Origin of the sequence: Undibacterium sp. Ji83W (assembly GCF_049340385.1) — a bacterium.
Taxonomy (GTDB): domain Bacteria; phylum Pseudomonadota; class Gammaproteobacteria; order Burkholderiales; family Burkholderiaceae_D; genus Undibacterium.
In genome coordinates this window covers 1-16667 of record NZ_JBMPOZ010000043.1, presented here as the reverse complement: position 1 = coordinate 16667, position 16667 = coordinate 1, and the positions used below count along the sequence as shown (strand labels likewise).

At 49.0% G+C, this 16667-nt stretch carries 2 protein-coding genes; both read left to right on the top strand.

Annotation, left to right across the window (positions count from 1 at the left end; all coding sequences use genetic code 11):
• The first annotated feature begins 35 nt into the window (after positions 1-35).
• The gene (locus ACO0LD_RS31285) at positions 36-15497 is read left to right on the top strand and encodes a DUF4214 domain-containing protein (protein WP_423013388.1); all 15462 of its coding nucleotides are present in this window, start codon (positions 36-38) and stop codon (positions 15495-15497) included.
• Positions 15494-16342, top strand: coding sequence for a hypothetical protein (locus ACO0LD_RS31280; protein WP_423013386.1), 849 nt, complete (start codon positions 15494-15496; stop codon positions 16340-16342). Before ACO0LD_RS31285 ends, ACO0LD_RS31280 begins: the two co-directional genes overlap by 4 nt.
• Positions 16343-16667: the final 325 nt, after the last annotated feature.

Here is a 16667-nt window from a genome sequence, read left to right as displayed (position 1 = left end):
CGACGCAGAACAAGAGTGCGCAGGTCAATAGCCAGTTGAGCGGACTCATCACCCAAAATCCGGCAGCGGATGCGGTCAGCTACAACTTCTACAATGCTGAGAACCAATTAATTGGAAGCGTTAATGCCGAAGGGTATGCTACTGAGTACCAATACAACTTGGATGGACAACTGGCGCAGACGACCCGTTACAACAATAAAGCGAATAACGTAAGCCCGAATGTTGCCTGGGAAAGCGTCAAACCAGTGGCGGATGCCGTTTCAGATTTGGTGTCAAAACAAACCTATGATGCTCTTGGCCGTGCCCAGACCAGTATAGCTGCCAGTGGTTCTGTTACAACCTCATTTTATGACGACAACACTGGCTGGCTTGTTCGTCAAAAACTTAATCCGGGAACCGGGCAAAGCAGATTTCAAAATCTGAAGTATGATCAATATGGGCGCGTAATTGGGGAGATGTCTGGCATCGGCGGGTGGCAACTCAACACGGGTGCAATTTCTGAAGCGACAGCATGGCAAAATTATGGCACGAACCATACCTATGATGCTGGCAACCGCCGTACCAGTAGTACAGATCAAAACGGTCACCGCACTCTGTTTTACTATGATCAGGCTGGTCACTTAACTCACACCATCAATGCCCTTGGTGAAGTGACAGAAAATCGTTACAACCATCTTGGTCAACTGACAGATACCATTACCTATGGCACTCGTCTCACGAATGTCAGTAGTTTAGCCGGTGGCTTGATCACGTCATCCCTGACTCAAAGTCTTGCCGCCAGCGCTAATAACCAACTCGATAGTGTCCAGCATCTGACCTATGATCTGGATGGTCGTGTAGCGACCACGACGGATGCCAAGGGTATCACCACAACTTACAGTTATGACCAATTTGGTGAGCGTACCAGTATTACCAGTCTTATCAGTGATACAGAAAATGTAGTCAGCAAAACCAGTTACAACAAGCTTGGTCAGGTTACTGAAACAATCCAGGACGCCAATGGTATCAAGCAAGCCGTTCACACTGACTATGATGCCTTTGGTCGTGCCATTCGTTCAGTTGATGCTAACGGCAATGTAACGACTCAAATATTTGACCGCTTGGGTCGTGCAGTAGAGGTCATTGATCAGGCAAGTGGCCATAGCAATAAGACTAGTTATAACGCATTTAATCAAACATTGACTTTGACTGATGCCAAAGGCAATATTTCAACGTATTCATATAAAAATACTGTACTTCTTTCTGAAACAAAACAAACCAGTGCAGAGGGAAGTATCGTCATTACGACGGTTAATCCTTATGGTCAAGTTGCCGCGTCGACTGACGGCAAAGGTAATACAACTTCCGTTACCTACGACAGAGATGGCAATCTCAAATTAAAAAGTACATCCGATGGTACAAATAACTTCTTCACGTCAAACGTTTACGATAATGCCGACTTGCTTAAAGAAAGCACAGACGCCAACGGCAATAAAACCACCTATACCTACGACGACGCCAACCGCCTGATCAGCAAAACCCTGACCATTGCAGGCAGCGCGCCTCTGGTGACTACTTATGTCTACGATGCCAAAGGCCAGCAAGTCGAAATCACTGACCCGAACAACGTCAAGACCAAACTCGAATACGACCTCAAAGGCCAGTTGATCAAACAAACCGTTGATCCTGATGGTTTGAAGCTCGTGACCGAATACGATTACGACAAACGCGGCAAGACCCTCAAAGTCACCCAAAAAGGTGAAACACAAGACTTGGTACAGCGCTACGTCTTTGACAAACTGGGTCGCCGCATAGAAGAATATACAGGCACAACGCTAACGCGCAGCTACCAGTACGACGCCAATAACAATGTCATCAGCAGCAAAGATGCCTTGAACAACGTCACCCGCTTTGCTTACGATAGCGAAGACCACCAGATACTGGTGCTGGACGCAGCTGGTGGTATACAACGTACTACCTATGATGAAAACGGCCGTGTCAAGTCCGTCCGTCGCTACGCCACTGCAGTTAACCTCACAGGCCTGAGCGCACAGCCTACGCGTGCCGCACTGGAAGCACTGATCCCGGCAGAAACCGCGCAAGACCGATTCAGCACCAATACTTACGACAAAGATGGCCGCGTCATCAGCACCGTAGATGCTCTCGGTGGTGTCGTCAGCTATGTGTATGACGTCAATAATAACGTCATCAAGAAAACCAGTGGCGATGGTGTCAATCCTGCCAATGACCGCACACAATGGTTTGCCTATGACGGCATGAACCGCCTGACGGTCAGCGTTGCAGCAGATGGCAGCATCACGTCCAGCACTTATGATGGCAATGGCAATGTCACCAACACGACAGCCTATGCAAACCGTGTCAGCACAGCAAACCTGGCAGTTGGCGCAACGTCTCAAACCTATCTGAACCAGGTGCAAGTCAATGCCCAGCAAGACCGCACGACACGCTTTGCCTATGATGCCGCCAATCGCCTGGCCTATAGCGTCGATGCGCAAGGCTATGTCACAAAAAATACCTACGAAGGCACACACCTTAAATCAACAACGCAATACGACCAGCCAATTGTAGTTGCGAACAGCAATTTAGCCAGCATCCAGGCCGCAGTCAGTTCCTCAGCAAAAGACCGCATCAGCTCATATGAGTATGACCACGCCGGTCATTTGCTCAAGACCACGGATGCAATGGGCTTTACTGAAAAGTACACCTATAACAGCCTTGGTCAGAAGGACAGTTTCACCAATAAAAAAGGGGCCACCTGGACCTATACCTACGATGCAGTAGGCCGCCTGGAAACAGAAAAAGCCCCCGCAGTTGAAGTTGCCACAATTGATCTTAAAAACGGCGCCAAGTCCTCCAGCAGTGCCATGATTGCGCTGGAAACACGCTTTGTTTATGACGCTGTAGGCAATCTCAAAGCCCGTATTGAAGCCAGCAACAGCGATCAGCAAAGAAGAACCGAATACACCTATGATGCGCTGGGTCGCCAGATCGGCGTTACCTATCCGCCAGTCGATGTGACTGACAGCAACACTGGCGTTACCATTATTGGCAAGCAACTGACTACCCGTGTCACCTATGACACACTGGGCAATGCAGTCAGTAATATTGATGTGGCTGGCAAGCGTAGCTACAAAGTCTATGATCAGTTGGGACGCGTCAGGTTCGATATTGACGCCAATGGCTATTTGACTGAATACAAACGCAATACCTTTGGTGAAGTAGAATCCCTGATTCGCTACGCCAACGACAAGCGCGACACCAGCAGCGAAACAGCACCGGCCCTGGCGCAAATAGTGCCACTAGCCAGTGCTAAAGATCGCCAGATCAAAACCCAATACAACCAGCTTGGCCAAGCTGCAGTAGTGACTGAGTCTGTATTTTACGGCTCAGATGGTACGCATTATGAATACCAGGCCAAAGTCACCACCAATACCTATAATGCATTTGGCGAACTCAGCAGCGCAGCAGTTGGGCGCAATGTGTATGACGCCAATGGCAGCCTCTTGCAGGCAGGTGTTGACATCGCCACTACCCGTTATGCCTATAACCAGCGTGGCCAGCAAGTTGCCATATTGGATGCAGAAAACTACCTCACCCGTCAACAGTTCGATGCCTACGGCAATGTTATTTCGCACGTCGAGTTTGCGGCGGCTTATGCCAGCCTTGCAGCGAGCTGGACGGGTAGTGATGCTGGTTTGCCGGTGGCAGATGTTTCTCTCATTGGCGGAGCAAGTGACCGCGGCGTTCACTATGAATACGATCTGATCAACCGCAAGATCAGTGAAACCAAGCTCAATGTCGAATTCTCCCAGCTCAGCAGCGTTAACCGCACAGATGTTAATGCACATGGTTCAGTCAAAACGCAGTACGGCTACGATGAACTTGGTAATCTCGTCTCAACGACAGAACAAGAAATTGACAGTGGCCGCGCAAGCTCAGGCATCAGCAATATTGGCCTGATCACACGGACCAGCTATATTACCTACGACATGCTTGGCCGGGTTGCGTCGACAACTTCAAGTGGCAGTGGTACCAGCAATACCGGCACTTATACCGTTTACAAGCGTGATGCCTATGGCAATGCGATAGTAACAACCCAAACACCCATGACACAGGGAAGTCAATCCGGTAATCCGTTGATGACGTATATGGGTAGCATGAATGCCGGTCAAAACTTGCTTGAAGGCCAGGCACTGTACTCAGCCAATGGCCGCTTCCAGCTTGTCATGCAGGCGGATGGTAATTTGGTCATGTACGACAGGCAACAAGGCAATGCCAGCGCACCAGGTCTCATATGGCAAAGCGGCACACATGCACCATCCGGTAGCACAGGTCTTGCAGTGCAGACCGACGGTAATCTGGTGATTTATCATGCAGGTGCCCCTTTGTGGCAATCTTCCACCAGCGGCAGTGGTATGGTCTTGCGTTTGCGTGACGATGGTAACCTCGTACTCACCAATGCCAGCCAGCAAATAGTGTGGCAGACTGCGACCATCATTGCGCCAAGTACGGCTAACGCAGATGTACGTGAAAGCTATGCACAATACAATGCTTTTGGCAAAGTGACCGATAGTGTTGATGCGGCAGACAAACGCAGCCACCAGTCTTATGATGCCAACGGCAACCTCGTCGCGCAGCAACGCAAAGTGACGGACCTCAATGGTCAGGTCGTCGGCAATTCTGACACCTCAGCCATGGTCAGTATGGAATATGATGCCACTGGCAAACTGACACGCACGGTAGAACTTGGTGTCGCTGGCAGCAGTGATACGACAGAAACCCGCTATGAATACAATGCCTTTGGTGAACTGCAAAGGCAAGCCGTCAACGGCAAAACGACTTTGCTCAATGAATACGACAATGAAGGGCATTTGTGGCGTACCACCAGTGGTGGTATCACCAAAGTCATGCTGGTTGATCAGGAAGGTCGCAATACAGTACAAGTAACCAGTGCTGTGGACCTCAACGGTTTTGCCGATGCCAGTGCGGTTGCCGCACGTATTCAGACAGATGGTCAGTTCACCTCATCTGTCACACGCTACGACCACTTGGGCCATGTCATTGAAAAACAGCTTCCTAATGTTGGCAACAGCAGCAAGTTGGAAGTGACTGCACAAAGCTCAGCGCTCAGTTACAAGGTGATTGGCACCATCGATAACAATAGCACTAATGTTAGCAATGGTAGACATGACCCTAATGAGCCTAAAGGGCAGACAAGTGACGTCAGTAACAGTGCATTTACTGGCTACAACAACGTGCAGATCACGATGCCGGATATGTCCACATGGGGATATGGTGATGTCAAAGTCAGTATCCAATTCAAGACAAAATTGGATCCACAGGGCGGATCACCGACCTTAGGCCGTATTGATAAAGTCTATGAAGCCATGCAGGCAAAGGGTGTATTGGAAGTCTTCTGGAATAATGATCCAGCCTGGGCTCTTGCTGCACAAGACAATATTACTGAAATTGTCATTAGCAAAAAGGACGCTACTGGCCATTGGATTACAGTCAACAAGCTGGGGCCAACCCAAAGTAATTCCAATAACGCCATCCTCCAGATAGTTGCGCCAATAGATCTCAACACAACGCCGAAATTGCGTTACCGTGTCAAAGGAGATGTCAACTGGTCGGAAGGCAAGCTCACCAATTTTGGCAACTTCTATATTTTCAATCCTCAGGATGGAAAATACGTAGCAGACACAGGCAATGCACAAGGAATTAACCGTGCCCTGGCTGAGGGAATTTACGAGTATGAAGTTGATTACTCGCAGAGTAATGCAGTGGTTTCTCACAGCAGCGGCAATATGACCGTTGGTTATGGTGATGAACGTATAAAAATTGCGCAGTTGTATGTTGCATTGCTAAACCGTGCACCTACAGATACTGAACTCAATGCCGCGGTCGATGCTTCCCATGGAAAGACCCTGGATCAGATAGCCCAAGCCATGCTGAATCAGTCAGACTTGGTCAATCTGTCTGTGGATGCTATCTTGGATCGCATCTATACTGGCGCGCTTGGCAGAAATATTGATGCTGCTGGCAAAACCTATTGGGTGGCACAGTGGAATAGTGGTAGCACTAATGCTCACGGCAGTGTTGTTGCTGACATTATCCGTGGCACCGTTGCCTACACGGGTGACGTTGCTGCAATTATTGAATCAAGCAAGTTGTTCAACAACCGGGTATCAGTTGCCTTAACGTATGGCGCCGAATTAAAAGGTCATGACATTAATGTAGCGACTCAAATCCTGCTGAAAGTGAGCGCAACCGATACGACCGCTGCGTTGGCAGTTGGTAGCGTCGGCAATCTGGTTACCGATGCCCAGGCTCGCCTTCAAATGACTCGCTTGTATGTCTTGCTGCTGAATCGCAGCCCTGAATTTGCTGGCCTCGATTATTATGCTGGTGAGTTGAAGACCAAATCGCGCACCATTAATGACGAGGCTACTGTCATTCTGAGCCAGAGTCCGTTGGCTGGAAAATCAAATGATGTTATTGCCGATACCCTCTTTGATACAGTCTTGAACTGGAAAGATTCAGCAGCAAAATCGGATTTCTTGCGTGAATTGAACAAAACGACGACCCTCGCGCAAAAAGCGACAGTCATTCTGAGTCTCATCGATAAAGTTGTTGGCAATACTAACGTCGATTTCGAATCGCGGCAGGCACAACAGTTATTCAATAACCGTGTCAATGTTGGTATGTTGTATGCCAATTCCTTTAGCTTAAGAAGTGTCGAGGATGCGGCCACGATCAATGCTCTGGTCACAGCGACAGACACACTGACTGCGATCAATGCTGTATTTGCCAAACTCAATGCTGCGCAAAACAAACAACTGAACCTGACACGCTTATACGTCATGCTGTTCAACCGCGCTCCAGATCCCAAAGGTTATAAATACTGGCTGCAGCAAAGCAATCTCGATAGCAACATCAGTTTCAGCACAATCGCCAATGCGATCTGGACTGACAAGTTTGCTACGGTCAGCAACATTGACCTTGTCAAGCAAATCTATGCCAACACCCTCGGTGGTGATGCTGCGTCGGTCACGGACAGCAATCAATGGGTAAAGGAACTGAATGTGGCAGGGCAGCCTGGTGCCGCAAGCAAAGGCGAAGTGCTGGAACGCATGATCAACGATCTGGTCAACCCATCCGGTTCAGCTAATTTCAGTAGCTATGCCAGACAGGTGTTTGCACTTAAGTCAGCCACTGGCATGAATTTTGTGGCGCTTGGTGGCGGTGACGTTACAGAAGCCACAATCGCATTGACAGCCGTTGAGTCAGACCTGAAATCCATGAGTGCGAGCCTGGCATTGCAACAGGCCAAAGCAAATGTAGCGGCTGCAACTGACAAACTTGCCAAAGCCCAACAGGGGGCAGATGCGACTAAGTTAGCCGCATCCATGATTGCCTATGAGGCTAGTGCAGCTGCGTTAGCCTACGCAAAAGCACAACTGCAGACAACCTTGACTGATTTCACAAAAGTCGACAATGATCTGACTACAGCTCAAAACAACCTGAACACATGGGTTGAACAGAAAAAAATCGTAGACAAAGATCTCAGCCTGGCGACAGCTTTAGTACAATCCGCCGACAGTGCTGTTGCATTTGCCAATGCGGCTGTACAAGCCGACAATGCAATTGCAAATCAGGCAGCACTGGCAAGAGCACAGCAAGCAAAACTTGAAGCCGAGATTCAAGAAGGCTTGGCAAAAGTAAATCAACAAGGTGCAGCAAAAGCTCTGCAAGACGCACAAGACAATGTGCAGCGCCTGAAAGACCGACGCGATGCTCTGGAAACGGCGAAGAAAACGGCTGCCGATAATTACGCGGCAGCGGCCTCTGATTTGACACAGAAAACGAATGATCGCGATGCCGCACAGAGAACGGTCGACGACAATACAATTACTGCTGCAAATGCTTCTGCTGCCTTTGCGAAAATTACTGCACCATTAACATCTCCAAACAGATTAACTATTTACCAGTTGTACAACATAATTTTTGGTGAGGCTAATCCAGATTTGGCAGGTGTGCAGTATTGGCAGGCGACTCTGGACAGTGGCAGGATGACCGTCAAGCAAGTCATACACGCTATGTACTTCGACCCTTCACGTAGAGTAAATTACCTCTCTCCGTCAAGTTTCTTCAGCCGTATTTATAGCTCTGCGCTGAATCTCTCCAGTAGTGATCCTGGAGCAATTTGGTGGGCTGATACCCTGCAAAATGCACCTGATGACAACAGTATTTATCCAGACCCATTGGGCAGACCAGACAAGGCTGAACAGATCTATACTTTCTATAATGGGTTATTAAATGAGGCTTATCAGGGGCCGTATGTAGGATACGCAAATCTGCAAAGGGTAAGCACACAAAGCAAAGACGCTGGTGCAGTTATCATAGCGCGTGCGCAGTCTGACTTTGATAATGCGACTGCTGCATTAGCGCTGGCGAATAAAACCCTGGGTGAGAGAAAAGGGTACATGGCCGAGGCCGAAAATCGACTCAGGAGCACACCGACAGATGCCCAGGCGATAAGTGATTTCGATGAGGCAAAATCCAGATACGATTTAGCCGCTGGCAATATAACGTCATTCCAGACTGCTTTTGATAATTCCGTTTCAGCCGTTAACGCTGCCCACGGCTGGGTTACCTATTTTCAAAATCAAGTCAATGGCCTGCAACCGGCTGGCGGTAATGCGACGCCATCAGGCGATGTAATGAACACCCTGGTCGGTGCACTTTCTGATTACACGGTCAAGAAAGGTTTGGCAGAAGATGCGCCAAAATTTGCGAAAAAAACCAGTGAAGCACTGGACGCAATTTCCCAGGCCAATCCTGAGCATCTGAAGCAAGTATTGCAGCTGTACGTTTTGCTGTTCAACCGTACTGATCCTGACTCTGCTGGCGTTGCCTATTGGGTGACCCGCATGAAGGAAGGTATGCAGATCGTTGATATTGCCACCAGCATGTACCACGACACCAATACTTATGTAAATGAAGGGTTGGATAAAAAAGATCCAAATGTCTTGATGGCTGGTATCTACACGAATAGCCTCAGCCGCTTCGATAACGATACAGCAGGCGTCACCTATTGGGCTAACAAATTAAGAGCTGAACCAGCACAGACCCAAGGCGCTATTTTCAACGCTTTGATATTCAGTGTTTTAAATAACGAGAATCCTGATGCGCAGTTCCTTGCGACGCGTGATAAATTTATTGGTAAAGTAAATTTGGCAGTGTCGCATGCAGTAAGCAACGCTAGCAATGCGTTGGCTGTTGCCAATGCTGCGGTGACAAAAACTGCCTCCGATGCTTCGCTTGCATTGCAACGCTATTTAGCATTAAAAGATGCTGCAGGAACCGCTGGCGCAAACATCTCTATTCCGACCACTACGGCAACAGCGACAAATCTTGCATCCATACTGCAAGTCATTATGCTGCTGACGAATAATCAGAATATTGCCCCCACTTTTACCGTTAAGATGGGTGGCTGGATAGATGGCATTGCAACTGGCAAAGAGACGGTAGATACTATTGCAGGCAAAATTTATAGTGAACTCAATCTGAATTCAGTCGGTAGTTATAGCCTCATCCAGAGTATTTATTACGGAGCGTTAGGGCGTACAGCGCCAGATCCGCTGAACGGTGAGTCGTATTGGGCTTCACGTCTGGATACCGCAAGACAAAGTGGTGAGGCGGCAATAGGCAATGTGTTCAATAGCCTGATCAGTGGCTTGAGCAGTGAAACCAGTGTCATCTCGGTTGCGTTTGCAAGTCGCAGGCTCTTTGATCAAAAAGTCGCTACTTTCATTTCGAATTTCCAGAGTGTTCAACAGGCATTTATTAATTCCGTTCTTATCCCTGCCAAATATGGTGATGGTCAGGTTCTGGTAGACGCACAACGTACATTTGACCAGGCAAAAATAGCGTCTGACATCGCGCACCAAAATGCAAGTGCAGTTTATGGCGTATCAACTGCACCAACAATTTCTGCGACGGAAGCACAAAAGAGTGTTGCACGCTTATACGCATTAATGTTTAACCGCGCGCCAGAAACCTCAGGTCTCAGTTACTGGAGTGCAAGCGTCGGCAGTACAAACCTCAGCAGCATTGCCCAGCTTATGCTGGACGGTGCCAAGCCAGGTGACTTGCCTGCTGGTTTAAGCAATGCCAGCTTCGTCAATTTGATTTATAGCAATTTAGGTAGCACTGATAGCAAAAATATCGCCACTCACATCAATGACCTGTCCACCAAAACTCGTGGACAAGTTGTATACGAAATTCTCAGTGAAACCATGAGTAACGGTACCGCTGATCAGGCAAGTGCAGACAGATTAAGATTGCTGGCGAATAAGACAGCCGTTGGCCTGACCTATGCACTGACCATGAATGGTGACTCCGTTGGCGTTGCCCGCACATTGTTTGCCAATGTCACTGCAGATAATGCTACAGCAGGTATCAATGCAGCCCTCAATACCAAACCTGCAGTGTACGCACGCACGCAAGTAGCTAGCCTGTTCATCATGATGTTTGGCCGCGAAGCTGATCTGGATGGATTTGATCATTGGGCAGAACGCATTCCCGCCATTGATGCACCATTGGCAGACCGCGTAATGTTTGTCCAAAACATGATTAGCGGCGACGCAGCCCACACACTGGAAGCCTATAGTCTCAATGATACCGACTTCATCAACAAAATATATACCAATGCCTTTGGTCAACAACCTGACGCAGCAGGCAGAAATTACTGGTTGCAACAACTGGGTTCAAAATCCCGTGCAGAAGTCATACTCGGCATTCTGTATGACACACAAAACAGCCCAGCCAGCGCCAGCGCTGACGCGACGACACAATTACAATTCAGGCTCAATCAAAAATCCTTTAATGAAAAGCTCTCGTCAGCACTCAATCATTTGGCGGTACTTGAACAAACCAAACTGACTAATGCTGGCCAGGTTGACCAGGGCAATCTTGATCAACTCAAAACAGCCGCCTCGGTCGCCGCCGGTCTGGCGATCGCAGCTGATCTGGCCGCGTTGCAAGCCATGGGTGACATAGGCAGAATAAGCCAGATACCAAAGGCGGCTGATATCAGCTGGATTCCCACCCTCAACATCAATAACGGCAGCAACAGTACACCAATTGCGCCTGCTGGTTACAACAGTGTTATCCAGACCAATGACCGCTGGGGCAATGTACTCAGTGCGACCGACGTACGCGACCCCAAACTGCTGACCCGCTACCACTATGACAGCGACAACCGCCTCATAGAAACCACTCGTAACGATGGCTTTAAAGACATCAAAATAACCGATGCCTACAACAGCCTCGGCCAAAAAATCGGCGCCATGGATGCCAACGGCAACATCAGCTTCAATGTCCTTGATGCTAACGGTCACGTACTTGAAGAACACCGTGCGGATGGCCACGTCGCCCGCCAGGACTACAACGCCTTTGGCGACAGGACGTCTTATACCGATGCATCCGGTTACCAGACCACGTTTAAATACGACGCCATGGGCCGTGTCAGCTCGCAGACACAGGTTGGCGCAGTCGATGTCTACCATTCCACCAACCTGATTTACGATGGCGGTGAAGAGTATGAAGCGACCAAACAACTCACCATCAGCTACAAATACGATGAGTTGGGCCGCCGCATCCAGACCACAGACGCCGCAGGCGGCATCCTGCGCACCTGGTACGACTTGCGTGGCAACGTAATCAAAGCCGACAATGAATCCCATACAAGCGGCAGCAATGGCACCCAGACCACCAGCCGTTTCGATGCACTGAACCATAAAGTCAACGAAACAGACGCCATCAATGGCCAAAAGAACTGGGTCTACGATATCGCCACAGGCCGTCTGGTCAGCAAGACAGACCTGGGCGGACACACCACCCAGTACGACTACAACTACTACAACCAGGTCGTAGGCGAACATGGTGATGGTGTCATCTACAAAAAAGACATCAAAACCACCTACAACCAGTTAGGCCAGGTCCTCACCATCCAGGATGCTGGTACCAGTACCTACACCTACTATCAGTACGATGTTGCCGGTAACCGTCTCTCAGAGAACGTCACCCAGGTCAACAACACCCACGTCAGCGTCTTACAGGACAACCACCTGTCCTACGACAAACTTGGCCGCCTGGCCGTTGTCCAGACAGACCGCTACTCGCTCACCTACGCCTATGACAATAATGGCAACCGCACCATGGTATCGAGCTACTACGTCACCGATACCGCAGCCAGTACAAATGCCAATGGCGAACTCGTCAACACCGTAGGCGGCAACCAGATCAACAGCAAGGAGCAAATCAAGACAACGTGGAACACCTATGACGCCATGAACCGCCAGGTCATTGTTGACGGCGTCAAGACCGATGGCATCATCGGCATCAGTGCCGAGCAAGGTCACCAGTTCACCTACGACAACGAAGGCCGCCGCCTCAGTGACACCAGCTACGGTAAAAAAATCACGAGTACCTCTGCCAACGTCCTGGGCATCCCCGTCACCATGACAGGCACTACCGCAGGCAACATCACCGAGACCTACACCTATGACACCATAGGCAGGTTAAACACCATCAGCCGCGACGGTGTTGAAATAGACAAGCGCTACTACAACGCCAACAGCCAGCTCGTCCGCAGTGGTGTCAGCAATGACCTCATCAACCAGATCCGTGGTAATAGCGACCTCAAGAAATCCTTCCAGGATGCCGGTGTCAGTGCTGAGTTCACTATCTACCAATACCAGACAGACAAAGTCAATCAGCTTGATATCCAGCAAGTGCATACCGCCATTGCAGGCGCAGAGTTCAGTGGTACCAGGTTCCACTATGACGACGCAGGCAGGATGACTCTTTACACTCAGGACACCAAAACTGTCGTGGGCTATCACTACGATGCATCTGCCCAGTTTGACCAGTACCAGGCCAGTGAAGTTGTTGGCAACCGTGGCGGTGGTGAAGCCACTACCGTCAATAGCTACGACGTCAATGGTCACCTGATTAAAGTGACAGACAGCACCAAGACCAGCAACACACGCAACCTGTTTGTTGATACAGCTGGCCACATCCTGCGCAAAGAGCAACTGGGTGACAACACTTACAGCCTGCTGATCAATGACCAGATCATTGGCACCAGTAGCAAAGACTACGTCAGCGACACCATCAACCAAAGCTATGTCAAGCAAAGTGCACTGGCAGGCAGCGGCCCTAGCATCTACGTCGCCCAACAAGGAGATACGCTACAAAGCATAGCCAAAGCAGTCTGGGGCGATGCCACGCTGTGGTATCTGATCGCTGACGCCAATGGCCTGGCGACCACCGAACCGCAAAGTGGTGCCAAGCTGCTGATACCGGCCAGGGAAGTATCTGGTGGTAACAGGGTCGATACCTTCAGGCCATACAACCCGGGTGAGATCATTGGTGATACCACGCCCAACATGCCTATGCCTGCAGGGCAGGATGGTTGTGGCGGCATGGGGATGATCATTATCGCCGCGATTGCGATTGTTGCTACCATTATGACGGCAGGGGCGGCTTCCATCCTGATGGCACAAGGTGCGGCAGGATTAGCGGGGAGCTCTATGGGCGTCATCATGACCACCGGTGCAACTGCCTTGGCTGGTGGCGGTGTTGGAGTAGCGGCTGCAGGCTGGGGTCTGGCAGCTGCCTCCGCAGCGGTGGGTTCTGTTGTAAGTCAAGGCGCAGCAATCGCAATGAATATGCAAGATGGCTTCAACTGGAAATCAGTAGCGCTGTCGGCGCTCAGCGCAGGTATCAGTACTGGGTTGCCCGCAACATTACCCGGTTTTGATCCCGGAACAATGAACGTCATGGCGAAAGCTGCACTCGGCAGTGCGATTACCCAAGGCATAGGCATTGCCACTGGCCTACAAGACAGTTTTAGCTGGCGCAATGTGGCGGCTTCTGCCGCTGGTGCTGGGGTTGGTAAAGAGGTGGGCGATTGGCTGGATACAAATAAAGTATTTGCTGATATGGAGTCTTTCGGGAGTAACGTAGCACGCGGTACAGTAAGTGGCTTTGCTGCGGGTGTGACAGTTGCTGCTATGCGTGGTGGTAGAGTTGAGATGGCGCAGATTGCAAGAGATGCGTTTGGCAATGCTCTCGGTGAGAGTCTAGCTACGAGCAACAGGAGTGATTACGCAGCACGTATAAAAGAACCTTCTACAACATTCTTTAAGCCTGGGGAACTCGAAAAGGTTAACGTGCCATATATAGATGATATTTTGAATCCTGCTGTGCAAAATGCGACAGGAAGTAATGGTTCATGGGGCGAGTATGATCCGTACGCTTCAAAGTATCCATCGCGTTTTCGATTCAGAGCAGAGCCAGCAAGTAGTGCAAAAGGGGTAAATGGCACATTAGTACAGGGTAACGACACGACGACGTTGTATCAAACTGAAATGCAAACTGTTGAAATCAGTCACAAGAAATTGACTCCTGATGAAATAAGAGCACTGGATGAAGAGCATGCGACCGACGTTAGTTGGCAAATGAGTATGCCGAATTGGAGTTTCAAAGAGACATCTCGAAGCATAAATGAGAAAAGAAAATTAATTGCCCTTGAGCAGCAAAGAGTGGCTATTGCGAATGGTCCTCAAGCTTGGGCTGCACAGGCGCCAATTGCTAAAAGCGGAATTCTTAGTCCCGTTCATGCGGGGGCTTGGCATTATCAACAAGCATTAAGTTTGCAAGATGGCATAGTTAATGAATTTGGTGGTTTGGTAGTAAGGGCTGGTGTGCGTGTTGTTGCACCAGCATGGACAGCAGCTAAAACAGCGCTTTATAGTGAAACTACTTTATTGCGTTCAGAGCTTGATGCCACCATTAGGGCTGGGTTAAATGCTGACCTGAAGATGGGGCCGAGAATTGGTGGTTTGGAAGCTAGCCAGGCAAACGTGTTTGTCGCTCGGATGGAGTCGCAAGTCGCTAGCGAAGCGGCCGATATTATAGCCAATGGCGGGAAGGGCGGGATTGCGTATGCTCGTGCTGGTTCGGCATCTGCTGGTATCATGAGCAAAGGATTTAAGAATATTCCTAGTGCTATGGGCGAATTCCCCGGTGTGCAGCGAGTCGCTGGTGTGAACGGAGAGTATACAATCTCGGATACAGATGCCTTTATAAGCGGTGTGAGAGATGCTTATGCAAGAAGTGGTCAAAAGCTAAATGGCTTAACTGCTCAACAAATCCGAGATTATGTGTCCAGTGAAAAGGTATTTGCACAGCAAGCTGGTGTTCCGGGCTTGCACGCAGAAGTACAAGCAGCAAATGATTTATACAACAAGCTAGTGAACCCGGCTGGCGCCTTGATGAATGGGGACATAAGTGTCGTAACCTACAAACTAGGGAAAACGAGCGGGAGTGGTATGCAAGGAGGTCCATTTCTTGCATGTAGTAATTGCGGGGGGATTTTGCCGCCACAAATTAATGTTGTTACTGGTAGGAAATTATTTCAATGAGACGAATGCTCATAAATGCAATGACTAACAAGAATGGTTTGATTTACCATGATGAAGAGCTATTCTCCGGCGTGTCATATGAAAAACTTGACGATGAGACTATTTGCGCATGGATAGTCCAAGATGGGAAGATAGAAATGCCCTACCTCTCTCGTTATTTCGATGACCGGAGCGACCTTCTTCATGTTGATTTAACAGCTAGTATGTCGGATTATGAAATACCTTGCTATGAAGAGAAACCTTTCAGCGGGGTTGCTTACTCGTTCGATGGAAATTACTGTGAGCGTGAGGCTTTGTTAATTGATGGAGAGGTCATTTCAGATACATGGTGGAGTAACGATGGAGTTTTGTTGCGTTACGAACAGCATGCGGCGGGTTATTGCGAAATATATGAATGGTATGGGGAAGGGGTTATTAATTGCTGCACCATCACGACGAGTAATTCTTTTAACGGTTATTTGAAGTTTTTACTTGATGGACGTCTGAGCGGAGTTGGTAGTCGGCGCGGATTTTTCGATGCATTTAGTAATATCGCTAGTAAATCACCGATTTTTCCAGTTCGTGATTTATCAAAATTTTTTACACTGAAGTGTGCGGAAGAAATTTGGCTTGTTGGTGAAGATATTGATGACTTATTTGTCGAAAAAATGTGTGACTCAGGAATGCTCATGCAGACGGAAAAAATTTACATTGTGGATGCGTCCATAACGGATGTTGGAATTCATCTTCTTGCAAAATGCCCGGCTTTGAAGAGTTTTGACATTCGAGAAAAAATCGAAGATAGACAGCAATTATTAAAAACAGCGCTTGCTGGAATTGAATCAATTCAAGCTGATTTCAACTAGATATTTGTTAACAGGGAAAGCCGGGGTCAGGGAACGTCGGGGAACGTCGGAGTCAGGTCTCACATTACGACATTTCTGACCTGATCGCCTTGTCTTGAGAGGTTTGATACACGACACCCAGCAAGACAAACTCAGTCAGCCTGCACGGTCTCACCCCGCAAGATAGGGGTCACAAGATAGGGGTCACAAGACAAGATAGGGGTCACCCATTAGCCCCCGATAGTCAAGTAGTCGAACCACATACTCGCAACACACCGCGATAAAATTTACCCCGCCACCACACGCTTGTTTCAAAATGCCGTCGTGCCTTTTGCTTCAACGTGTG

Coding starts and splice junctions, on each gene's coding strand:
- ACO0LD_RS31280 (WP_423013386.1), top strand. CDS start 15,494: ATGAGACGAATGCTCATAAATGCAATGACTAACAAGAATGGTTTGATT.